Source organism: Thermotoga sp. 2812B, assembly GCF_000789335.1.
GTDB classification, from domain to species: Bacteria; Thermotogota; Thermotogae; order Thermotogales; family Thermotogaceae; genus Thermotoga; species Thermotoga maritima.
In genome coordinates this window covers 973566-996106 of record NZ_CP003408.1, presented here as the reverse complement: position 1 = coordinate 996106, position 22541 = coordinate 973566, and the positions used below count along the sequence as shown (strand labels likewise).

Annotated in this window: 20 protein-coding genes; 11 read left to right on the top strand and 9 right to left on the bottom strand. The window is 45.9% G+C overall.

Annotated elements, in window-relative coordinates:
- Window positions 1-25 precede the first annotated feature (25 nt).
- A complete protein-coding gene (locus tag T2812B_RS04960; protein ID WP_008194277.1) occupies window positions 26-985 on the top strand; it encodes a transposase in 960 nt (319 codons plus the stop codon).
- 102 nt (window positions 986-1087) lie between these two features.
- Here T2812B_RS04960 and nfi read toward each other — a convergent pair whose 3' ends face one another.
- Together nfi and T2812B_RS04950 are read right to left on the bottom strand one after the other, a co-directional pair.
- Window positions 1088-1765, bottom strand: coding sequence for an endonuclease V (gene nfi / locus T2812B_RS04955; protein WP_008194276.1), 678 nt, complete (start codon window positions 1763-1765; stop codon window positions 1088-1090).
- Window positions 1766-1769: 4 nt separating this feature from the next.
- Window positions 1770-2963, bottom strand: coding sequence for an LCP family protein (locus tag T2812B_RS04950; RefSeq protein ID WP_039454532.1), 1194 nt, complete (start codon window positions 2961-2963; stop codon window positions 1770-1772).
- A gap of 43 nt (window positions 2964-3006) precedes the next feature.
- On the opposite strand from T2812B_RS04950, the gene T2812B_RS04945 reads away from it, so the two are divergent.
- The gene (locus T2812B_RS04945) at window positions 3007-3966 is read left to right on the top strand and encodes an L-lactate dehydrogenase (protein ID WP_008194271.1); all 960 of its coding nucleotides are present in this window, start codon (window positions 3007-3009) and stop codon (window positions 3964-3966) included.
- Here the strand turns inward: T2812B_RS04945 and ecfT are convergent.
- Together ecfT and T2812B_RS04935 are read right to left on the bottom strand one after the other, a co-directional pair.
- The gene (ecfT, locus tag T2812B_RS04940) at window positions 3892-4707 is read right to left on the bottom strand and encodes an energy-coupling factor transporter transmembrane protein EcfT (protein ID WP_008194269.1); all 816 of its coding nucleotides are present in this window, start codon (window positions 4705-4707) and stop codon (window positions 3892-3894) included. The two genes, T2812B_RS04945 and ecfT, sit on opposite strands and share 75 nt — an antisense overlap.
- Window positions 4704-7088: a Lon protease family protein gene (locus T2812B_RS04935; protein WP_008194267.1), complete on the bottom strand. Its 2385-nt coding sequence runs from the start codon at window positions 7086-7088 to the stop codon at window positions 4704-4706. Before T2812B_RS04935 ends, ecfT begins: the two co-directional genes overlap by 4 nt.
- Window positions 7089-7178: 90 nt before the next feature.
- Between T2812B_RS04935 and minD the strand changes: the two genes are divergently transcribed.
- Genes minD through T2812B_RS04920 form a run of 3 tightly spaced genes read left to right on the top strand, consistent with a single transcriptional unit; the run spans window position 7179 to window position 8689 of the window.
- Entirely contained in the window at window positions 7179-7994 is an 816-nt protein-coding gene (gene minD, locus T2812B_RS04930; RefSeq protein WP_008194265.1) for a septum site-determining protein MinD, read from the top strand.
- Between the two features lie 4 nt (window positions 7995-7998).
- Window positions 7999-8274 carry a hypothetical protein gene (locus T2812B_RS04925; RefSeq protein WP_008194262.1) on the top strand — a complete coding sequence of 92 codons (276 nt, stop codon included), beginning with the start codon at window positions 7999-8001 and terminating at the stop codon, window positions 8272-8274.
- Window positions 8275-8290: 16 nt separating this feature from the next.
- A complete protein-coding gene (locus tag T2812B_RS04920) occupies window positions 8291-8689 on the top strand; it encodes a secondary thiamine-phosphate synthase enzyme YjbQ (protein ID WP_008194260.1) in 399 nt (132 codons plus the stop codon).
- A 1-nt stretch (window position 8690) separates the two neighbouring features.
- Here the strand turns inward: T2812B_RS04920 and T2812B_RS04915 are convergent, their stop codons facing one another.
- On the bottom strand, window positions 8691-9857 hold the full coding sequence (locus T2812B_RS04915) for a type III PLP-dependent enzyme (protein ID WP_038050925.1): 1167 nt from the start codon (window positions 9855-9857) through the stop codon (window positions 8691-8693).
- A gap of 231 nt (window positions 9858-10088) precedes the next feature.
- On the opposite strand from T2812B_RS04915, the gene T2812B_RS04910 reads away from it, so the two are divergent.
- The 3 genes from T2812B_RS04910 (at window position 10089) to T2812B_RS04900 (ending at window position 12579) form a co-directional block, all read left to right on the top strand.
- Window positions 10089-10289, top strand: coding sequence for a cold shock domain-containing protein (locus tag T2812B_RS04910; protein ID WP_008194257.1), 201 nt, complete (start codon window positions 10089-10091; stop codon window positions 10287-10289).
- 96 nt (window positions 10290-10385) lie between these two features.
- Complete coding sequence (gene gltX / locus T2812B_RS04905) at window positions 10386-11780, top strand: glutamate--tRNA ligase (protein WP_008194255.1); 1395 nt, start codon at window positions 10386-10388, stop codon at window positions 11778-11780.
- Between the two features lie 34 nt (window positions 11781-11814).
- Window positions 11815-12579, top strand: coding sequence for a metallophosphoesterase (locus tag T2812B_RS04900; protein ID WP_008194253.1), 765 nt, complete (start codon window positions 11815-11817; stop codon window positions 12577-12579).
- Here the strand turns inward: T2812B_RS04900 and T2812B_RS04895 are convergent.
- Window positions 12563-13312 carry a radical SAM protein gene (locus tag T2812B_RS04895; protein WP_008194252.1) on the bottom strand — a complete coding sequence of 250 codons (750 nt, stop codon included), beginning with the start codon at window positions 13310-13312 and terminating at the stop codon, window positions 12563-12565. The two genes, T2812B_RS04900 and T2812B_RS04895, sit on opposite strands and share 17 nt — an antisense overlap.
- A gap of 73 nt (window positions 13313-13385) precedes the next feature.
- Here T2812B_RS04895 and T2812B_RS04890 point away from each other — a divergent pair, with 73 nt between their 5' ends.
- Window positions 13386-14912 carry a bifunctional UDP-sugar hydrolase/5'-nucleotidase gene (locus T2812B_RS04890; protein WP_008194250.1) on the top strand — a complete coding sequence of 509 codons (1527 nt, stop codon included), beginning with the start codon at window positions 13386-13388 and terminating at the stop codon, window positions 14910-14912.
- 157 nt (window positions 14913-15069) lie between these two features.
- Entirely contained in the window at window positions 15070-17172 is a 2103-nt protein-coding gene (locus T2812B_RS04885) for a hypothetical protein (protein WP_008194248.1), read from the top strand.
- A 344-nt stretch (window positions 17173-17516) separates the two neighbouring features.
- Here T2812B_RS04885 and T2812B_RS04875 read toward each other — a convergent pair whose 3' ends face one another.
- The 3 genes from T2812B_RS04875 to T2812B_RS04865 are packed head-to-tail and all read right to left on the bottom strand — an operon-like array spanning window position 17517 to window position 21823.
- Window positions 17517-19469, bottom strand: coding sequence for an IGHMBP2 family helicase (locus T2812B_RS04875; protein WP_008194246.1), 1953 nt, complete (start codon window positions 19467-19469; stop codon window positions 17517-17519).
- Window positions 19466-20503, bottom strand: coding sequence for an L-Ala-D/L-Glu epimerase (locus T2812B_RS04870; RefSeq protein ID WP_008194244.1), 1038 nt, complete (start codon window positions 20501-20503; stop codon window positions 19466-19468). Before T2812B_RS04870 ends, T2812B_RS04875 begins: the two co-directional genes overlap by 4 nt.
- Window positions 20504-20506: 3 nt before the next feature.
- Window positions 20507-21823 (bottom strand): transglutaminase-like domain-containing protein, encoded by a 1317-nt coding sequence (locus tag T2812B_RS04865; protein WP_008194241.1) that lies wholly within the window; start codon window positions 21821-21823, stop codon window positions 20507-20509.
- Window positions 21824-21856: 33 nt separating this feature from the next.
- On the opposite strand from T2812B_RS04865, the gene T2812B_RS04860 reads away from it, so the two are divergent.
- Window positions 21857-22531, top strand: a complete 675-nt coding sequence (locus tag T2812B_RS04860) for a cyclase family protein (protein WP_008194239.1) — start codon at window positions 21857-21859, stop codon at window positions 22529-22531.
- The last annotated feature ends 10 nt before the right edge of the window (window positions 22532-22541 follow it).

Sequence of the window (22541 nt, the reverse complement as noted above, 5' to 3'; positions counted from 1 at the left end):
ATGTATGGACGAGGTGATTAAACAAATGACTGTGACTCTAACCTGTAGATTCAAACTCGAACTCAGCACGGCTTACACAAACGCTGTCAACTATGTGCTCGAACAAAACCTCAAGGACAAATCAACGAACGTCAAAAAACTCCACAAGCTTTACTACGACACAATTCGTGAGAAATTTTGCCTTCCCGCTCAAATAGCCATCAATGCCTACAGAGACGTTTCCGCAACATACAAGACTCTGTGGGCTCAGTTCAAAGAACTCAAGCGTCGAAAACCCGATTCAAAAGCAGTCAAGAAATTCTGGGATAAACCACCGAAGCGAAAGAGCCTGATCGTCAAATACACCTGCAACCGAACTGCAAGCTTCAAAAAGATCAACGGAGAGTGGCACGCTTCTTTGTCCACACTTCAAGGTCGAATCAAATGGATCCCGATGAAGGGCTGGTCCAGACACTTCAAGTACCTCGAGTCTTGCAAGATCGGCGATCCGATACTGACTTACGACAAATCCTCCAAAACCTTCTTCTTGCTTGTTCCTGTGACTCTTGAAGTTCAGGAACATCAACCAAAAGAAATCGTCGGTGTTGACATTGGAGAAAGACACATTGCAGCTGTTGCTTCAACCAGAGGCACCAGGTATCTGATAGACCTTCCTGAAGAGTTTCGACGACGCAAACAACACTATCAGCGTCTGCGCTCTGAGCTCATGTCAAAAGGCACTCGCTCTGCTAAGAGAAAACTTGCCAGGATCAGCAGGCGAGAGAAACGGTTCACTGAGAACGTACTGCACATCATTGCAAAAAAGCTCATCACAAGCCACCCTGGTGCCAGGTTTGTTCTCGAAGACCTGACTCAGATCAGAGCTAACAGAATCACCTACCGCGGCGAAGACAAAGAAGCAAGAAGACAGTCAGAACAATGGCCGTTTGCAAGTCTTCAATGTAGCCCTGAGAGTTCTTGTCAAAGACCAGCAGGTCAATCTTGAAAAGCTTTTAGGGGCCGATGTCAGCCGGCCTGATGCTCCCCGTTTGGGTTGAGCAAGCCCTCCTCCTTCAGGGGGGAGGGTAGCTGACAGCCGAAAAATCTTTCAGAAAAGGCCTTTTTTGAGCCGTTGTGTGTAGATGTGTGCCAGTCTGGTGGGTTCCGGTATCCTTCTCCCGGGTAAGGTAAAAGCCTTGATCAGCCTTTTCGAGCTTTCAACGTCCATGAGATGGCCCGGAGACACAAAGATAGGAGCACTTCCTTCCTTTGTTCTGATCACACAGCCTATTATCTCCTCGTCGTCGTAGAGATAACTCCAGGAACACCTTTTATCTTCAGGCATTTTGAACGTTCCATACAGTCTGGATTTTGCCACACCAATGGTCGGGATCTCTATGAAGAGTCCCATGTGGGAGGCTATCCCAAGTTTTCTGGGATGTGCCAGCCCCTGACCATCGAAGACCACAACATCGGGTTTCGTTCTCAGCTTTTCCCAGGCCTTCAAGAACAGAGGCCCTTCTCTGAAAGCAAGGAGCCCTGGGATGTAGGGAAAAGTTATTTCTCCCCTTTCAGAAACAATCTCCACTATTCTGAAAGAAGGATATTCGAGTACCACTATCACCGCGAGTCCTTCTTCTTTTCCCGGAAACGAAAGGTCTACTCCCGCCACGTACTCTGGATCTCCTTCGTATGGTACAAGCTTTATCTTCTTTCTGAGTTCGTTCTGCACTTTTATCGCTTCCTCCGGAGGAAGATCCCATCTGTGAAGCTGTCTGTAATCCATCGAATCACTCCTTGAAATCGTCTATCAGAATCAAAGCAGATACCGGAAAATCGGGATATATTCTGTTCTTTGCGAGACTTTCCAGTATCGTGTAGTACATCGTGTAATCTTCCGGTCTGTCGAACCTGTGCACCGTAAAATGCCTGGAAGGATGTGCTTTCTTCAGAATGCCCAAGATATAGTCCTCCTTTTCCGGTTCCCCTATGAAGACATGGTCTCCCTCGAATTTCTGCGATATTCCCACGTCTTCCCAGACAACACGGTCCGGTTCGAATCCAACCCTGTCCTTCCACACTCCCCTCAGGTTGGCTTCGAATACCCTCGAAACAAGCGATGAGATGTTCACAACGAGGAAATTCACGCGATACTTCTCCTGAACGCTGCTTCCAGTGAGATTCTCTTTGAAAGAACCGAGTCTTCTTTCATCCACAAAGATGCTTCCGTCGCTATCCACCTCGTACGGAAGGGTCGAAAAACTCACCCTGACACCGTTTTTCAGTTTAGAAAAGAGTGTTAGAATCTCTGGAAGACCGATATCCGTTTCGATGTAAGGACTTATCTTTTTGTAAAGTACGGAAATTTCGAGAGGATTTCTTGAAAGGGCCTTGCTGAGGAGTTTCTTCAGTACATCCTTCTGTCTTTCTATTCGGGCAAGATCTCCCATGGAGTCTTTCCTGTATCTTATGTATGCAAGAAGCTGTTCTCCATTCAATTTGTAAGGAACCCCAGGTTTGAAATCTATGACGAGATTCTGCGACAGATCTTCATAAAACATGACCTCGTTCGGTATCACCTCTATTGGTCCCAGTTCATCCCCGAGTATTTTGAAAGCCTCGTAGTTGAATATCACGTAAGAATCCGGCTTCAGTCTCAGAAGTGATTCGATGATCTGAAATAGTTTTTCCATCCCATAAGTGTTGTAAATCGCGTTGATCTTCTTTCCTTCTATCATCAAATCCCTGGGTATCGATACAAAAGAGAGATTTCCTTTTTCCCAGTCCAGCACACCAACGACTATCACATCGGTTCGAACGGTGTGTTCGATCTCTTTATCTTTTCCCAGAACGAGAAACACGTAAGGGTTTTTCACTTCACCCTTGAAGAGATAAGATACCATCTTATCCAGTAAAAAAAAGGATGATATAATTAAAAAGAAGGCTAAACTAATTGAAAGTGACAGAAAGATCTTCTTCAACACGGTATCACCCTGACTGTATTCTATCACCGGGGAGGTGATTCTGATGAAAATAGGTATCGTAGGACTCGGAAGGGTCGGTTCCAGTACGGCCTTTGCACTCCTGATGAAAGGTTTTGCAAGGGAAATGGTTCTGATAGACGTCGATAAGAAAAGAGCAGAAGGAGACGCTCTCGATCTCATTCACGGAACGCCTTTCACGAGAAGAGCGAACATCTACGCCGGAGATTACGTGGATCTGAAAGGATCAGACGTGGTGATCGTCGCTGCGGGAGTACCTCAGAAACCAGGAGAGACGAGGCTTCAGCTTCTTGGGAGAAACGCAAGAGTGATGAAAGAAATAGCGCGAAACGTCTCCAAATACGCTCCCGATTCGATTGTCATCGTGGTCACGAATCCCGTCGATGTCCTCACGTATTTCTTCCTCAAGGAGTCCGGAATGGATCCCAGGAAGGTGTTCGGTTCCGGAACGGTTCTCGACACAGCAAGGCTCAGAAGTTTGATAGCGCAACACTGCGGATTTTCTCCAAGAAGTGTGCACGTGTACGTGATAGGAGAACATGGAGATTCAGAGGTTCCTGTGTGGAGCGGTGCCATGATAGGAGGCATACCTATCCGAAACATGTGTCAGATCTGTCAGAAGTGCGATTCGAAGATACTGGAAAACTTCGCTGAAAAAACCAAAAGAGCCGCGTACGAGATCATAGAGAGAAAGGGAGCCACCCATTACGCCATAGCTCTCGCCGTGGCCGACATAGTGGAGAGCATCTTCTTCGACGAAAAGAGAGTGCTGACGCTTTCCGTTTACCTCGAAGATTACCTCGGTGTAAAAGATCTCTGTATCAGTGTTCCTGTGACCCTCGGAAAACACGGAGTGGAAAGAATCCTCGAACTGAACCTGAACGAAGAAGAGCTGGAGGCCTTCAGAAAGTCAGCCTCCATATTGAAAAACGCCATCAACGAAATAACGGCCGAAGAGAACAAGCACCAGAACACCGGCGGTTGAGAGGACGTAGAGTGTGTCCATCGGTTTCCACTTTATGTCTTTGAACCGTGTTTTTGGAGGCTCGCCCGTGTAGAGACGAGCCTCCATGGCCACAGCCAGCTCCTCAGCTTTTCTGAGGGCCGATATGAGAAGGGGCACTATTATCACCACAAGCGCTCTTATTCTGTCGAAAAATTTTCCTCTTTCGAAGTTTGCTCCCCTGGCAATCTGGGCCTTCAAGATTCTGTCCGCTTCGAGCGCCAGAATAGGAACGAATCTCATCGCAATGGTCATCACCATTCCTATTTCATGGCCGATTTTTCTGGCACCGAACGTCGAGAAAATACTTTCTATGGCCCTGGCAGAAAGCAAAGGAGGAGTGGTGGCAGAGAAATTCTCAGCAAGGAGGATTATGAGCACCAGCCTGAACATGATGTAAACGGCAGACCATATAGCTCTGTCGGTGATTATCCAGAAGATTTTTTCACCCTCTGATGAGGAAAGGAACTGAACCAGAACCGCAAACACAAGGAAAAACCAGAGACTCCTGAGTCCCGCAAGGTAAACCTTGAATCCTGTTCTGCTCAGAAACATCAAAAGGAAGACAGCCAGACCTGGCACAAGGTAAAGCAAAAGATCGGGTACGATCAGCACAGCGGAAATGAGAAGGATCATACCCAGGAGTTTCGCTCTTGGGTCGAGTCTGTGAACAATCGAATCAACCGGAATGTATCTTCCTATCAGAACCGTCGGCAATCTCATTTTTTACCCTTTTTCTTCTTTTTCTTTCCTTCTTCCGAGACCCCATCGAGGAGTTTTTTCATCTTCTTCAATTCTCGGTAAACCAGGTAATTCACGCTGTTCCTTTCGAATTTTCCGGTCTTTGTAACCTTTCCGGCCTTCATTCCCATGACGATCTCAATCGCGTCATCTATGGTTTCCACGGTCCATATATGGAAAAGGCCTTTCTTCATGGCCTGGACGATTTCATCCTTCAGCACCAGATTCTTCGCGTTGGCTTTGGGTATGATCACGCCCTGTTCCCCATCGAAACCGCGAGTTTTACAGGCTCTGTAGAAACCCTCCACTTTCTCCACGATTCCTCCAACGGGCTGCACCTCACCGTGCTGATTTATGGAACCCGTTACGGCTATTCCCTGCTTTATGGGCACCTTAGAAATGGCAGAAAGGAGAGCCAATGCCTCTGCAAGTGAAGCACTGTCCCCCTCCACTTCACTGTAAACCTGCTCGAAGCTGATAGACGCGCTGACGGAAAGTGGAAAGTCCTGAGCGTATCTGCTCCCCAGAAATCCTTCCAGTATGAGAACAGCCTTGCTGTGGATTTTCCCACTCAGATCCGCTTCGCGCTGAATGTCAACAACACCCGGTCTTCCAAGATAGACCTTCGCGGTGATTTTCACAGGAACACCAAAAGAATGATCTCCAAGATCGAGAACTGTAAGACCGTTTATCTGTCCCACTCTGGATCCGGTTACTTCGATCATGAGATCGAATGTTTTTATCATTTCGTCGTATTTCTCTTCGAGGAGATTCCTTCTGTTCTCCATTGCTTGATATGCCTTGAGAACGTGGTCAGAAGTGGTAACTTCTGCTCCTTCCAATCTTGCGAGTTCCCCCGATTCAACTATGAGATTCACTATGTCTCCAAAAACAGCGGAAAGTTTCGTACTGTTTCTGGCGTTTCTCATCGCGTACCATATGACTCTCTTCACAGCGCCTCTGTCGAAGTGAGGAAGATTCTTTTCTCGACAGACAGACGAGATAAAAGAAACGTACTTCTGGACGTTCAATTCGTTTCTGGGTATCTCCCAGTCGAACTCCGCTTTTATCCTGAACAGCTTTCTGAAGTCTGGATCGAGTTCGTAAAGAAGTTCGTACAAATAGGGTGTACCAATGATGACGACTTTCAAATCGAGGGGTATTTTTTCTGGCTTCAGAGTGATCGTGTTTGAAACTCCCAAGGTGTGCTCGAGATTTTCAACGGAAATCTGACTTTCCATGAGAATTCTTTTCAGGTTGTACCACGCGTAAGGCTGACTCAAAAGCCGCTCGGCCTCGACGATCAAAAAACCACCGTTCGCTTTGTGAACACTGCCCGGCCTTATCATACTGAAATCCGTGTGGAGGAAACCGCCTCTCACGTAGTACTCGATCTTTCCGAACAGATTGGAATAAGTGGGATTCGTTTCATAAATGACGGGGGCGCCTGTGAGATCCGAGTTGTCCACGATCAGATTCAGAGAGTACTTCCTCATGTATATCTCTTTTCTCTCCCGAGCGTCCATTCTCAAAAAGTCCAGGAGATTCTCCACAATATCCTTCTTTACAGACTCAAGGAATTCTTTCACACCTTCGTTTTCGAATTCACTCTCCACTTCAACAAAGAGTGGATCAATGGCGAAGAGTGCCGTTCTTTTGTGGAACTCTTCGAGGGATTTTCTGAACTCGATATCCAGCTTCCTGATTCTGTAGAGTGTCCCATCCACTAGATGCTTCAACTTCATCTGCCTTTCTTCGATTTCCCTTTTGGCCTGGTCTGGTAGGACATTCACCGCTTCTGGTGGAAGCGGTTTTCCATCTACCACAGGCAGCATAACGACACCGGCTGGAGTCAGCTGAACCACGAAACCGAGTTCCTTCGCCTTCGCCTCCAGACTCTCCCAGATCTGCTTTCTCATGAGAGCGTATTTTTCTTCCATTTCGGAAATCTTTCTTGCGAACTCCTCGCTCTCGAAGGATTTGTTCAAAGCTTCAACCACTTCGTTGATCAAATCTTCGAGCCTCTTTTTAAACCTCCTTCCCTGTCCCGCTTTGAAAGAAATGGCCTTTGGTTCATACGGATTCTCGAAATTGTAAACATACCCCCAGTCGTTCGGTGCGGGAAGTTTCTTCGCGACATCCTGGAGCATCATCTGAACGAAGGTCCTTCTTCCCGTTCCCGTCACTCCCGTGACGAAGATGTTGTAACCCTTTTCTTTGATTCTTATTCCCGTTTCGATAGCCTCTTTCGCCCTCTTTTGACCTATGAAACCTTCGTTTGGAGGGACCTCCTCCGTGGTCTGGAAATTCAAAAAATCAAGGTCGAAATTGTTTATCTCATCGGGCCTCAACTTTCTGATCATAATATCACTCCTTTTTTTTGTATGATCACATTTTATTGTACAATATTTTGGGAAGAAAACTGTTCAGGTGAACGAGAAAGGGTGGGATTGATGGGAAATGTCATAGTAGTGACTTCCGGAAAAGGAGGGGTGGGTAAAACCACCATAACGGCCAATCTCGGATGCGCCCTGGCCAAACTCGGGGAGAAGGTGTGTCTCATCGATGCCGACATAGGATTGAAAAATCTGGACATAGTTCTTGGGCTGGAAAACAGAATCGTTTACACCATGATCGATGTAGTGAACGGTAAGGTCTCTCCCCAAGAGGCTCTTGTCAAACACAAAATGTTGAAGAATCTGTATCTTCTTCCTGCTTCGCAGATAGCCACGAAAGAAATGATCTCGCCGAACGACATGAAGGCCATTGTGAAAGAACTGATACCACACTTCGACTACATCATAATCGATTCTCCGGCCGGTATCGAAAGGGGATTCAGAAACGCTGTTGCCCCTGCTGAGAGGGTGCTTGTTGTCACAACTCCAGAACTTCCTGCGATCTCTGATGCGGATCGTGTGATCGGTCTTCTGGAAAACTTCGGATTTTCCGATGAGAAGATAAACGTGATCATAAACAGATTCAAACCGCACATGGTGAAAAAGGGAGAGATGCTCACCACTGATGATATCAAACACACGCTGTCACTGGAGATCATAGCCGTTATACCGGACTCAGAAGATATCATAGTTGCTTCAAACACTGGAATCCCGGTTTCACTGAACGGAAATTCGAGGATTTCCAAAAACTTTGAAAACCTCGCAAGAAGAATTCGGGGAGAGGGTGTTCCTCTAGAGAACGATTTCGTCACCGTTTCAAAGGGTTTCCTCGACACGTTGAAAGACTTCTTCTCAAAACTCAAGAGGGGATGATATTATGAAGTTCCTGTTCTGGGAATTCGGAAAGAAAAAGAAAAGCAGAGAAACCGCTAAAAAAAGGCTGGAACAGATAGTTGGGACAACAAAAAGAAAACAGATGAACATAACAGAGATCATTCCAAAAGAAATGCTCGATAAAAATTCGGATAAGATAAAAGAAAGAATCGCCAGCTGGCTTTCTGAGACCTTTAACGTTGAAAAAGAAAAGATAAAGATAGATCTCGAAGAAAGAGAAGGCCACGTGGTGATAATCACAAACGTGTTTTTCAAATGAAGAGGGGGGGAAGTAGATGTTTAAGAGACTCACAGTTCGAACTTCTTCTCGAACACAGTTCGTGGATATCACTTCGGAGGTTGTGAAGGTCATAGAAGAATCTAAAGTGAGAAACGGTATCTGCGTGGTTTTCGTTCCGCACACCACCGCGGGTGTCACAATAAACGAAAACGCAGACCCGAGTGTGAGACAGGACATAATGAACACGTTGAACAAGCTGGTTCCACCGTCGGCTGGTTACACACATCTGGAAGGAAACGCCGATTCTCATATAAAAGCGTCTCTGGTGGGATCTTCTGTCACTCTCATAATAGAAAACGGACGCCCCCTCCTTGGAACCTGGCAGGGAATATATTTCTGCGAATTCGACGGCCCGAGGACAAGGAGCGTCTATGTAAAAGTCGTTGAGGGATGATTCAATCCAGCACCCGTGTTCTGATTTTCTCCTCTATTGAGATCTCCGTGAGCTCTTCGATGAAAACCATTTTCGGTGGTTCTATTCCGTTGAAACGGGTGTTGTACTCAACCGTGTAAGCTCCCGCGTTTATGAAGCACACAAGGTCGTTCAGGGTGATGCTCTTTGGAAGAAAGATCCTGTCGTATATCACATCGACGCTGTCGCAGGTGGGACCAGCCAGATGGTACTCTTCGAGCTCTTCTCTTTCTTTTCCGAGAACTCTGACTTCGTACTCGAAGTTCTGAATGGTTTCCGCGAGCCCATGAAACACTCCCGCGTCAATGTAGACCCATTTTTCACCGGATCTTTCGCTCTTCAAAAGCACCTTCGTGACAAGCCAGCCTGCTTCTCCAACCATGTACCTTCCAGGCTCGGCTATCACCTTCAAATTGTGGACAAACCAGAGGTTTTCGTCTATCGCCTCTTCGATTGCCTTTCCTATTTCTTCCATACTCGGAATTGGCTTTGTGTGCTGAACAGGAAAGCCTCCACCAACGTTCAAGAGGAAAAGATTCAAACCGGATCTCATGGCTTTTTTGAACACTCTTCCCGCGATCTCTATCGCCTTTTTCCAGCTTTCAGTATTAAGATTTTGAGATCCCACGTGAAAACTCAATCCTGCAGGTATCAGTTTCATCTTTGAGGCATAGAAGAGAAGCTGAAGAGCGTGTTCTGGATTGGTTCCGAATTTTCTGGAAAGAGGCCAGTCTGCGTCTGCACCATCCGTTTCCACTCTCACAAAAACGAAGCTTCCAGGAGCATTCATAGCAACTTTTTCCACTTCCATCTCACTATCTACCGCGAAAAGCCTTATACCATTCTTGTACGCGAACGCGATGTCTTCCTCTCTTTTTATGGTGTTACCAAAACTCATTCTCTTCCCATCTACACCGAGTGCGAGGAGCTTTTCTATCTCCCCCTTGGAAGCCACATCGAAATTACTTCCCAGCCTGGCAAGAAGGGAAATGATACGCGGGTGGGAGTTTGCCTTCACCGCGTAGTAAATATCTGCGTTTTTGAGAGCAGCTTTCATCTCCAGATACTTCTTTTCCACGATCGAAAGATCGAAAAGAAGAAAAGGTGTTTTCACCACTTCAAGGGCCCTTCTAACCCAGTATTCCATCATGGACTCCTCCTCAAGGGATATAGTTGTGCATATAAAGAATAGGAAAAAACTCTTTCATATAAAGACCCATTAAGTTAAATTAATATGTCTTTAGGATAACACTAAAATTTCGAAACACCGTAAATCCCTTCTGATGAAGAATACAGAGATTTTGACAAAGCCGTATTCGAGGTGTACACTTAAGAAGTGCCGCCTTGAGCGGAAAGATTTTTAAGAAGGAGTGATTTTTTCATGAGAGGTACGGTTAAGTGGTTCGACTCTAAGAAAGGCTACGGTTTCATCACCATGGAGAACGGAGAAGACATCTTCGTTCACTGGTCAGCGATCCAGATGGACGGTTTCAAGACCCTCAGGGAGAACGAATCAGTTGAGTTCGAAGTCCAGCAGGGTACCAAAGGACCTCAGGCTGTCAATGTGAGACCTGTTAGATAATAGAGGTCGAAACCGAATCCAGGCCCCGGTGTTCATCACCGGGGCTTTTTTTGATATATTAGAAGTCGGATCAAAAAAATCAGGAGGTGCTTTGAATTGGTGAGAGTCAGGTTCGCCCCGAGTCCAACGGGTCATCTCCACGTTGGTGGAGCGAGAACTGCTCTTTTCAACTGGATGTTCGCAAGAAAAGAGGGTGGAAAGTTCATCCTTCGAATAGAAGACACCGATACTGAGAGAAGCTCAAGAGAATACGAACAGCAGATTCTGGAATCTCTGAAGTGGTGCGGTCTCGATTGGGACGAGGGACCTGACATAGGGGGAGATTTCGGTCCCTATCGACAGAGTGAAAGACTCGAGATCTACCGAGAATACGCCGAGAAGCTGGTGGAAGATAAAAGGGCCTATTACGTGGTTTACGATAAGGAAGATCCCTCTAAAGAACTCTTCACAACTTACGACTATCCCCACGAATACAAGGAGAAAGGTCATCCCGTTACCATAAAATTCAAAGTTCTTCCCGGAAAGACCTCTTTCGAAGATCTTTTGAAAGGCTATATGGAATTCGACAACTCCACCTTGGAAGATTTCATCATCATGAAATCGAACGGATTTCCCACCTACAACTTCGCGGTCGTGGTGGACGATCATCTCATGAGAATCTCCCATGTGTTCCGCGGTGAAGATCACCTTTCTAACACCCCAAAACAGCTCATGATATACGAGGCCTTCGGATGGGAAGCACCTGTGTTCATGCACATTCCACTCATCCTTGGACCGGACAGAACACCTCTGAGCAAAAGACACGGCGCCACTTCCGTTGAACACTTCAGAAGGGAGGGCATTTTGAGCAGGGCATTGATGAACTATCTTGCGCTTCTCGGCTGGAGAGTGGAAGGAGACGAGATTTTCACCATAGAAGAGAAACTCCAGTCATTCGATCCAAGAGATATTTCAAACAAGGGAGTCATCTTCGACTACCAGAAACTCGAGTGGGTGAACGGAAAGCACATGAGAAGAATCGATCTCGAAGACCTGAAGAGGGAATTCATCGAATGGGCAAAGTACGTGGGAAGAGAAATTCCCTCCCTGAATGAAAGCTACTTCACGGAGGCCCTCCGCATATGTCGGGAGAAGGTGAACACACTCTCTCAGCTGTACGACATTATGTATCCGTTCATGAGTGACGATTACGAATACGAAAAGGACTATGTAGAGAAATTTTTGAAGAGAGAAGAAGCCGAAAGGGTGCTTGAAGAAGCAAAAAAAGCCTTTGAAGATCTCAACAGCTGGAACATGGAAGAGATAGAAAAAACATTGAGGGATCTGGCTGGAAGGGGTTTGGCATCGAAAAAGGTGGTCTTTCAGCTCATAAGAGGAGCGGTTACTGGAAAGTTGGTAACACCCGGTCTTTTTGAAACCATAGAGGTGCTGGGAAAAGAAAGAACACTGAAAAGACTTGAAAGAACTTTACAGTTCTTAAAGAAGACTTAAAAAATCGCGCTTTATAATAGCTAAGGGTGATAAAATGAGGCTTGCCTTCTTCGGAGATGTTCATGGAAATCTCGAAGCGCTGAAGGCCGTTCTGGAGGACATGGAGAACAAGGGTGTCGACGAAGCGTTCTGCCTTGGAGATCTGGTCGGATATGGACCCGATCCTGAAGCCGTTGTACAGACGATCATGGAAAAAAACATCAAAACGATTATGGGAAACTACGACGATGCCGTTGGCTATTCCAAAGAGAGCTGTGGCTGTTCCTACGCACCCGGAAGGGAAACAGAGGTTGGAGACATCTCCCTCAAGTGGTCGATCGAAAACACTTCTGAGAAAACCAGAGAATTTTTGAGAAATCTTCCCAAAAAGCTTAGCTTCGAAGTTGAAGGTGTCAGATTCTTGCTCGTTCATGGAAGTCCTCTAAACGAACTCCTCGAGTACGTGAAGCCCAACACTCCTCCAGACAGGTTGAAGAAGATCGTGGAATCGGTCGAAGAGGATGTTGTTGTGAACGGACACACTCACCTTCCCATGGTGAAATGGGTTATGGGAAAGCTCGTTCTGAACCCAGGAAGCGCCGGAAGACCGAAAGACGGTGATCCGAGAGCGTCTTACATGATCGTCGACGTTGAAAACGGTACGATCAGCTTTGAAATAGTGCGTGTCAAGTACGATGTGAAGACAACCGTAGAAAAGATCGCAAGAAACGGCCTCCCAGTTGAACTTGCGACCGTTCTGGCACTCGGACAAACGTTCGACATGGGACCAGGGAAAGTCACTTTCACCCTCGGCCGATGAAGGCACAGCATCCCTTGTACTCACCCGTCCCACCAACGGGCTTTGTGACGACATCCACGAGATCTTTCAACTCGTTTTGAAGCTTCTTTCTGTATTCCCCCCTCGGTTGCATACAGCCGAGGATTACTCTTTTGAACATTTTTCTTGCCTTCTCGAAGAGTTTCACAACCTCCTGGAGATCCGGTGGGGAAGATTTTCCGAATTTCGTTCCGGGAGTTGGAATGAACACGTTCAAAACAACGGTGTCTGTCTCCCGAGACAGGATCCCGAGCGCTTTTTCTTCGTGGGTGATCTTTCCACCCATTATTCCCACCGTGATGTGAAACACCACGTTCTCATAAAAGTGAGCGATATCTAAAATTTCCTGTGGAGTCAATGTGAGTCCGTATATGCTTTTCAAAACGGTTTTTTCACCGAAGAAATCCATGGAAACAACATCAGCCAGCTCCTTTGCAACCTTGGACTTTTGAAACCCCACGTGAAAGTTGTAAAGAAGACCGTGGGCTTCTTTCAGCTCCTTCAAACGTTCGTAATACTTTTCAAACGGAATGGAACCATCTGGAAGCATTCCGCCACTTATCAGAAAGCTTCTGTATCCTTTCTTCACAAAGGCTGGAATTTCATTCACAGAGATCATGTGTTTCAAATAGTGCGCTCCACAGTGAGGGCAGTTGAGCGAACAAAACGTCTCGGTCACGCTCACGGGAATCGTGTGAGATGGATCCACCGTCACGAGTGAAACCTCCTTAACAGAATCTCACAATATGTTAGCACATTAGAGTTAAAATCTTTAAAGGGGTGATATCATGAGAAAGTTCCTGGTGATCCTTCTGGCTTTATTGATAACCGCTCTGCTTCTTGGTGTGAGGCTCACCATTCTTCATGTCAACGACACACACGGTCACGCTTGGGCATTCGATGAGTATCGTAATCCCGGAATTGGGGGCCTTGCAGCCATCGCAACGATCGTAGAAGAGGTGAAAAGGGAAGTCGAGAGTCAGGGTGGGTACGTGATCTTTCTCCATGCGGGAGACCTGAACACCGGTGTTCCAGAGTCCGATCTTCAAGATGCCATACCAGACATCGTTGGATTCAACATGATAGGACTCAAAGCCATGGCCGTTGGAAACCACGAGTTCGACAATCCAAGGGAAGTTCTCGAAAAACAGATGAAATTCGCAGATTTTCCGTTCCTTTCAGCGAACATAGTGAAAGAAGATGGTGAACCGTTCTTCAATCCATACATCGTCGAAGATCTCGGTGAGCTGAAAGTCGCCATCATCGGCTTCACCACAGAAGAAACGGAGATCCTGGAACCCCTCTACCTCGAAGGTCTGAAGTTCGAAAACGCCCTGAAAGTGGCCCAGGAAATGGCACCCGAACTGAAAAAACAGGCAGATGTTGTGATCGCTCTTGCGCACCTTGACTGGGGAGAGCCAAAGAAGGAAGACATCACCACGACACACCAGCTGGCAGGAGTTGAGGGAATAGACGTTGTGATAGCGGGGCACAGCCACGTGCTTGGATCTGACGTTGTGGACGGAAAGATAATAGCCTCGGCCGGAGAATATGGAAAGTACGTCGGAAGACTCGATCTGGACATCGAAGACGGAAAGATCGTGGCGTGGCACTGGGAAGCGATACCCGTTAATTTGAAGGTGTACGAAAACGAAAAGTACAGGTACCTCGGGAAGCCGTACCTTGAAAACAGATACGTCGCAAAGGCTCTTGAATACTTCAAAAAAGTGGGAAATGAAAAACTCGATACCGTTATAGGAGAGACGAAGATCTACCTCGATGGTGAAAGAGAACACGTCAGATCGAGAAGCACGAATCTTGCCAACCTCATAGCGGACGCCATGAGATGGAAAGTGGGAGCGGATATCGCTTTCACAAACGGTGGAGGTATCAGAGCCTCTATAAAACCTGGAAAGATCACTGTGAGAGATATACTGACGGTTCTTCCGTTTGGAAACACTCTCTACGTACTGGAACTCACCGGTGAACAGATCATGAAAGTGCTCGAGTACGCCGCTACCATTCCGGAAGGTAAAGGTGCGTTCCTCCAGGTTTCCGGCCTCACTTGGAAGAGCAAAGACGGAAAAGTCGTGGAAGTCTTCGTGAACGGAGAGCCGCTCGATCCAGAGAAAAAGTACAAAGTGGTCACAAACAACTACATGGCAGGTGGTGGAGACGGTTATGTCATGTTCAAAGAGTGGGACGGATACGACACGGGATACCTCATGTCAGACGCCGTCATTGAGTACATCCAGAATGTTCTGAAGGGGAAAATAGAAGGGTACGACGATTCGCAGAGGTACGTGAGAGAGTAACTGGAACAGTTCGAAGAGTTCAGATTGAGGCGGGGCAATCCCGCCTCTTTAATTTTTTGATCTGAAAGTTTCAAAGTGAATAAGATGTTTGGCTATGATAATGATATTGTTATATACTTTACAAAAATGAACATGAAGATTTCAAGGGGGTGGCTTTATGAAGAAAGTGCTGGCTTATTTTGTAATACCTGTTTTTATTTTTATCTTCATAACTGCCTGTGGAATAAAGATCAACTCAAGCAATGCACCAGGATCAGCAGTACCCGCAGCCGGAGGAGAAGTGCTTCTCAAAGCCGATCTTTCTAACATTATTGGAAGTAAAAGCCTGTCTAAAGCCAATTCTGGAACAGGCTACCACGTCGCATATGTGAATTTAACAAGAAGTAGTAACAATTGGGATTTCTATCTAAGAGGTGAAACTAAAATAATGGAACATTTCGAACTTGAAGGAACTTCGCTTGAACTGAGTTTAGAGAAGGATTGCGTTTACGTGATAGGAATCTTCAAAGAGACTGACCAGGGAATAGAACTGGTGGGTTTGATTGGAGACCCGACATCCGATCTCAGCAGTCTTCCTATAAGCGGTGACGCGGTAGACGTTATAGATCTTGGAACTTTGCGTTTGGAAAACGGAATATTAGCTCCTGAGATATCGTTCAGTGATTTCGTTGAAAAGCTTGGTTTCGTTGACGAAGAAGCTATAAAACAGTTCGGAGAATACGATATAACTTTAAAAAACTTTTTAAACCCGGACATAAACAGAAACGGAATCTTCGATGATGAGGAAGGGATATACTGGAAAGAAGAAACATGGTATAGCTTTCTCATTCAAGATCCTTCAGACCTTGAAGACCCCAAACCACCAATTCATTATCATAACAACAGCACTGAAGGAGATTCGATAATAATCTGGATAAACTACAAAGGGCACGAGCTTGATTATGAACTTTACACATTAACACCATGTGCTACTCTGATATCCCCTGATGGGGAGCCTATATCCCCTCACAATAGTGGTGAGATAGTCGAGATAAGTAAAAGGATCTACCAATATTATTTCAATCCTCGACGTGTTGAAAAAAATACACCCATCGAATCAGGAGAATACACACTGATCCTACACGACAAAACTGAAAACAAAGACATCACTTTGAAATTCAACTGGGGATTCCTGGAACCAACAAATCAGTTAGGAGGGATGGTATATCCAATACCGGTTTTTGAAGCCTACTCAGATGGAACAATGAAAGATGTTAAGATCAAATGGTGCTTCTACTCATCACAAGACGAAAAAGTAGAACCCGCCTCAGATGAAATTGTCGATCTTATTTACAAATTGTTCTATGCGTATTTAGCGTGGGACATCGAAGGTGCGGTATGGTACGACATAGATCCGGAACCAATGGAAAAAGGAGACTACTATACTTATAGTTTCCCTTATACCTGTAAACAGCTAAGAACCCCTTATTATTTTGAATCCGGAAGAATGAACCTTTATTCCATAGGGAACAATGTTGTTTCAGTCGAAGGGCCTATTACACATACCGAATTACCATACGGTTATGAGACACTAACCGAATGGCATCCTATAACCTCCCCCGCTTCGCTCGTTGGCATCTGGTATAATCACGGATTTATAAGAGAAGAGGGTGAATACACTGTTTTAGTTTTTCAGCCGGATGGAACCCTAGAAGCTTTTGAAAATTGGAGAGGAATGATGTGGAATGTACCACTCAACCCAACGGTTACTTATGGTTGGAAACTAGAAGGTAATAATCTTTACATTAGCAAAGATGGAGAAAGCTGGTATGAAGGAACAGTTGAAGTGGCCTTCGCAGATGATGGAAGAGAGTTTATCAGACTAAACAAAGATGGAACAGAACTGGTGTACACCAATTTCTACAGTTACATAAGATCTGCTGGAAATGACCTGGAGGAGAGAGGTGTTCCATTTTTAAGGCTAAAAAAAGTTGTGATAGATAGTGTAACCGATGGAGAAGTTAAATGGCACATAGAATGGGACGGGAATTACAAATGGGGACTGGTGAATTTTGATGTGTACATCGGAACATCGCCTGATAATATGAGATTGGTTGCCTTCCTTTATGAGGATTATGAAAGTATGAAGGAAGGTATATTTTCAATTCAATCAAATTTGAGAGAATATCTAGAACCAGGAACATACTTTATAAAAATAGTTGCAAACACATGGAAGGAAATTGTGGAGAGCAATGTATATGAGTTCTCTATTTCGTACTAACAACTGGTCGGAGATTCCTTGTAGAAATAACACTTAACTTATTTAATGATTTTCACAAAGAGGCCGGTTCTGGCCTCTTTTTTGTTGAACGATGAAACAATGTGTGTTAGAATGGTTTATGGAAAAAGAGAATATGGAAGTTCAAAAAACATCTTGCTTCCAGAGTGTGTTTGTGGTATAATTTCTCTTGAACTCAACGGGTTTCAATACTTCCTTAGAGGTATGGAAACTATCTTCGGAGTAGGGTATCCTGCGTTCCTCTGCGAGTTTCAATACTTCCTTAGATGTACGAAAAAAATAACCCCCACATGAGTGGGGGAATGTTTTTGTTATAGACTCTCAGATCAAAAGATCACGTAAGTTCCCTTCTTTTTCACAAACTCTACAAATCTTCTGTAAGTTGGATGGACAGAGAGCGTGCTCGAATCTCCCGTTGCTATCAGTTTTCTTTTCGCCCGTGTGAGTGAGACGTTGAGTCTTCTCAGATCTTCGAGGAACCCTATTTCACCGTTTTTGTTCGAACGCACAAATGAGATGATGATGACCTCTTTTTCCCTTCCCTGAAAACCATCCACACTGTGTACTTCTACTTTCGCTTCGATCAACTCCCTTATGAGATTCACCTGATCATCGTAGGGAGTGATGATCCCGATCCAATCCTCCTTCACCCCCATAGAGAGAAGCTTTTCCACAACCTCTTTTACGATTTGTGCTTCTAATGGATTCTCTCTCGAGGGAGAGTCTTTCCTTTGCCTTTCAAATCTGTCAGGTCTGTTCTTTGTGTCTATGAAGACCAGAACGTTTTTTGGGGAGAGAACAACATCCCAGAACTTTCCAAAGTTCGGTATCTCCACTCCAAGGTCGAAGAGCGTTATGTTTTTGACTTCCTCGGCCGCTTTCAGTTTTCCGTCGTAAAATTCCTCACTCGGAAACTCCATCAAAAGTTCGTTCATTCTGTACTGGGTATCGAGAAGAGAAGACTTCTCGGGATATCGATTTATGAGTTCTTCAAACAGTGTTCTCGAAAGGTCCTTCGCGTCTTCCGAGAGTATCGTGGGTGGAAGCTGTTTGTGATCCCCAGCGAGGACGAACTTTTTGCCTTTCGATATGGGAATGAGGATGCTTGGGATAGTTGCCTGAGAAGCCTCGTCAACAACTACCACATCGAAGACTATTCCCGATATTATTTCCAGAGCTGCGGACGAATTGGTCGAAAGCACAACCTGCGCTTCCCGTACTATCCTGTTCGCTATTATTTCCTCTTTGCGTTCTATGAGTTCCCTGATATCTTGAATCTGATTGTTCAACTTTATCCACTCTGCCATCTCCTTTATCTTTTCCTTGGAAACTCCCCTGGCACTCCAGTTCTTCTCCGCGTACTCCAGGATCTTCTTATCGCTGAGCCCCCTTCTCCACTGCGGTGAAGGTTTTGTGAAACTGTCCCTTTTTTCGATCAACTTTGCGAGTTCTTCCTTCATCTTTTTTACTTTCTCGTACTCACTGCTTGTTTCGATTTGATGTGCGAGTGTGGACTCCTTCAGGTGAGAGGACACGCGCGAAGGATGGCCAATCCTCACCAGAGACACTTTCCCCCAGAGCCTCTCCACGAGGTTGTCCACAGCAAGGTTACTCTCCGCTGTGACCAGAATCTTCCTTCCACGTGCCGCTTCCTGTCTTACGTATTCCACGAGTGTTCTGGTCTTTCCCGTGCCGAAGGGGCCGTGTATGAGAAAGAAATCAGAACTTCCGAGGGCAAGGGAAACCGCTTCCCTCTGACTCTCGTTCAATCCTTCATCGAAGGGAGTGAACTCTTCTTCAAACGACTCTTCTGGCTTTCTCCTTCCAAGGAGAAATTCAAGGGCCTTTTTCCCTTCTGGAGAAAGCGTCATCAAGTTCTCTATCTGTCTTCTGAACGTGATGTCGCTCGCAAAGAGGTCTATCCTCACATTTTTGAGTTTCCACGATGGAAGCCTATCGACCGCTACCGTGATGAAACGCTCTCCTTTCTCCACAACCGTTCCCGTGTAATCACTCTTGAGGGGGTTTCCTTTGCTTATGAGAACAAGATCACCCACACCGATTTCCGTGTCTATCTTTTTTCTTCTTCCAAACCTCACAAGGAAATATCCAAGTTCTTCTCCTATAAATTTTCCTGTGAGACCCAGAACGGCACGACCCTTCTTCTCTCTTTCCTCCCCCGAGAGCCGCTTCATCTCATCGAACATTGCGTTTATTTCCGCATTCCTTTCAAGCTCTACGAGCCTCACAAGCTTCTTTATGAACTGCTGAACCGTCATTGATCTTTCACCCTCATTCTCGGACCATCCTGGATGAATTTTCCTCTGAAAACTTCTTCCTTCAGCATCAGGTGACTGTCGAGGTCATGAAACTCAAAAGCTCCCGTTCCAAGCGCAAAATGAACACTCTGATTTATTCCGAGCGAGGACTCTCCCATGCATCCGATCATGAGCTTCAAACCTGACGATTCTGCTATTTTCACTATGGCAAGAGCGTCGGAAATTCCCGACTTCATGAGTTTTATGTTCACGTAATCAACCGCTTCTTCCTTCACAAGCCTCATCACATCGAACTTCGTCCTCGCGGATTCGTCCGCCGCGACGGAAAACGGAGAGTGGAACCTCACGAACTTCAAGCCTTCTATGTCTTCCCTCCTCACAGGCTGTTCGTACACAGCGATGTCTATTCCTTTTTGATATACTGCTCTCGCGAACTCCACCGCCTCCTTCGGGGTGTATCCCATGTTCGCGTCAACTATGTACTTCGCTCCGCGGGTGACTTTCGCTATCTCTTCCACGGCTTCGATGTCTTCCTTCAAATTCTCTCCAACTTTGATCTTGATCACTCTGAAACCCTCTTCGAATATCTTCTTTGCCTCCTTCACACGGTTTTCGACGGTGTCTATCCCAACTGTTTTGTCCGTTTCTATCTCATCTCTTTTTCCTCCAAGGAGATAACAGACCTGTGTTCCAAGTTCTTGAGAGAGAGCGTCCAGTGTGGCAAATTGAACGGCTGCTTTCAAACTCGGAAACCCGAAGAGCCTGTCCGTGATCTCGAAGATCCTGGCATAGTTTCGCGCATCGATGCCTGTGATCATCTCCCTCACAGCGTTTTCTATTGCAAGAAGCGCTTCCACCCTTTCACCGTTCACTCTGAAGGAGGGAGATGCTTCTCCGTACCCTTTGACACCACTTTCCAAAACGATTTCAACCTCGACATTTCTGCTTTCGGAAGATATGCTTCCAGTTATGTGAAACGGCTTTTCGTATTCGTATCTCTTGAGAGAAAGCTTCACGTTCACGATCCTCGACATCTCTCACACCTCCTCGAAACTAATAACTTCTATGGTACTTTCGAACGGCAGACGTTTCTCTTCGCTTTCCGCCTCTCCAACCTGATTGTCTGTGGGATCGCTTCTCACAAAACGAGTTTTCGGATCGAAGTCTTTCATGAAGCCGTCGTTTGCCACCATTCTGAAGCCGTCCAGGTTTCCAAAGTAGAAGCTTCTGAAAGATTCATTATCTCTCCTCGCACCGCCAAAGGAAAGATCCGCAGGAAGCCACCCATAGGGCTCCACGTAGAAAAGTGCCCAGTCGTGAGGAGAACCGAAGATCGAATTTATGTACCATCCAGACTGCCATCTTGCAGGAACACCCGCGATCCTGCACATCGTGATGAAGAGAAGAGCCTGAAAACCACAGTCGCCTTTCAGGTTGTTCGCCACAAAATCCGCTATGTTCTCGTACAGGGCATACGGTTTCACGTAGGAGTACCTCACGTTGAGTGTGATCCAGTCGTATATCCTTTTCGCTTTGAGGTACGGGTTTACCTCGCTACCCACCACCGTTTGTGTTAACCACCTGAGTTTCGGAGTAAAAACGATGTGTGGAGGCTCTTCTTTCAGGAACTCTTCAAATCCCGCAACTTTCTCTGAAACTCTTTCAGGATCGACGTGGTTCACCCACTCTCTAACAATGTACTCGAATTCCACGAAAAAAGTGCTGTCTTCGCCTTCGAAGTAGATGGTCCTCTGTGGAACACCGTTCGGAGAAATGTAGTAACTTTCGTGACTTGTTCTCAGAAGTTTCACACTTTCGATCTGAAGGCCTTCCTTGGGAAACGGAAGCCATACGCGGTGCTTGGAGGATGTTTCCTTCAGTTTCAAAGTTATTTTCGCTCTTATTCTGTATCTTTTCGGATCCTCACCCTTTATGAGACGCTCCAGCCGTTCGTGGAGAATTTTTCGGGCTTTTTCAATTCTTTCATCTTTTCTGAGTCTTTCTCTGTACTCTGATCTGACGAAGGCGAGGTTGTGGAAGAAACGCCTTTCGAATCGTTTCTCACCCTCCACGACGATGTAGTCGAGTACTCCTTCGTTCATGAGATGTTGGAACTCTTCCTCTGAGAAACCCTCAAACATCTCCCTCATCTTTTCCATCGCTTCTTTTTCGGTGAAAGGATAATCCTCAAGGAGTCTTTCGATCCTCTCTTTTTCGTAGATGAGTCTTTCACGCTGAAGCAAAGGGAGGTCCTTTTTCAGAAAGTCATCGATCAGCTTCAAAGCTACAGAAAAGTTCCCCAGCATTTCTTCTCTGAGAACTTCCTCTGGTAAACTGTAGATGAGAAACTCCATGTTGATACCTCCTTCAGAAAGGGAGTGACAGACGTGTTCATAGAATTATCTTACCCTATAGAAGAGAAAATGCTGACCTACCCGGACAATCCACCGGACTATTTTGAACCGATGAGCAGAATAGAACAGGGAGACGCCGCCAACACGACGATGATTCATCATTTCTCGCACACGGGTACACACGTGGACGCCCCCTACCATTTTTGTGAAGAGGGCTGGACATTGGATCAGATACCTCTTGAATACTTCATTTTTGAAAAACCCCTGCTCGTGGACAGGGAGAAGAAACCAATGGAACTCTTCACCATCGAAGATATCGAAGAACTGGATCTGAATGGTGTGGATCTTCTCATGTTCAGATCGGGTTTTGCGAAGTTGAGAAGAACAGATCCTGTAACCTACAGGTACATGTTCCCCGGCATTTCAAAAGAGCTGGCTCGTTTTCTGAGGGAATCTGTCCCCTCTCTCAAAGCGGTCATGCTCGACTTTCTCAGCGCCGATCCCATCGTGCTGGGTGAAAAAGAGAACTACCCCGCACACAGATGGCTTTTGTCGAAGAAATTCAGCAGCAAAAGACCCATCATCATATTCGAAGATGTGAATTTAGAACTTGTCGCTGGAAAGAAGATAAAACGTGTGATCGCTCTTCCTTTGAGATTCAAGGGGCTGGACGGTGGACCCGTCAGCGTTCTGGCAGAGGTGGAATGATTTGAACAAA

Coding starts and splice junctions, on each gene's coding strand:
- T2812B_RS04960 (WP_008194277.1), top strand. CDS start 26: ATGACTGTGACTCTAACCTGTAGATTCAAACTCGAACTCAGCACGGCT.
- nfi (WP_008194276.1), bottom strand. CDS start 1,765: ATGGATTACAGACAGCTTCACAGATGGGATCTTCCTCCGGAGGAAGCG.
- T2812B_RS04945 (WP_008194271.1), top strand. CDS start 3,007: ATGAAAATAGGTATCGTAGGACTCGGAAGGGTCGGTTCCAGTACGGCC.
- ecfT (WP_008194269.1), bottom strand. CDS start 4,707: ATGAGATTGCCGACGGTTCTGATAGGAAGATACATTCCGGTTGATTCG.
- T2812B_RS04935 (WP_008194267.1), bottom strand. CDS start 7,088: ATGATCAGAAAGTTGAGGCCCGATGAGATAAACAATTTCGACCTTGAT.
- minD (WP_008194265.1), top strand. CDS start 7,179: ATGGGAAATGTCATAGTAGTGACTTCCGGAAAAGGAGGGGTGGGTAAA.
- T2812B_RS04925 (WP_008194262.1), top strand. CDS start 7,999: ATGAAGTTCCTGTTCTGGGAATTCGGAAAGAAAAAGAAAAGCAGAGAA.
- T2812B_RS04920 (WP_008194260.1), top strand. CDS start 8,291: ATGTTTAAGAGACTCACAGTTCGAACTTCTTCTCGAACACAGTTCGTG.
- T2812B_RS04915 (WP_038050925.1), bottom strand. CDS start 9,857: ATGATGGAATACTGGGTTAGAAGGGCCCTTGAAGTGGTGAAAACACCT.
- T2812B_RS04910 (WP_008194257.1), top strand. CDS start 10,089: ATGAGAGGTACGGTTAAGTGGTTCGACTCTAAGAAAGGCTACGGTTTC.
- T2812B_RS04900 (WP_008194253.1), top strand. CDS start 11,815: ATGAGGCTTGCCTTCTTCGGAGATGTTCATGGAAATCTCGAAGCGCTG.
- T2812B_RS04890 (WP_008194250.1), top strand. CDS start 13,386: ATGAGAAAGTTCCTGGTGATCCTTCTGGCTTTATTGATAACCGCTCTG.
- T2812B_RS04885 (WP_008194248.1), top strand. CDS start 15,070: ATGAAGAAAGTGCTGGCTTATTTTGTAATACCTGTTTTTATTTTTATC.
- T2812B_RS04875 (WP_008194246.1), bottom strand. CDS start 19,469: ATGACGGTTCAGCAGTTCATAAAGAAGCTTGTGAGGCTCGTAGAGCTT.
- T2812B_RS04870 (WP_008194244.1), bottom strand. CDS start 20,503: ATGTCGAGGATCGTGAACGTGAAGCTTTCTCTCAAGAGATACGAATAC.
- T2812B_RS04865 (WP_008194241.1), bottom strand. CDS start 21,823: ATGGAGTTTCTCATCTACAGTTTACCAGAGGAAGTTCTCAGAGAAGAA.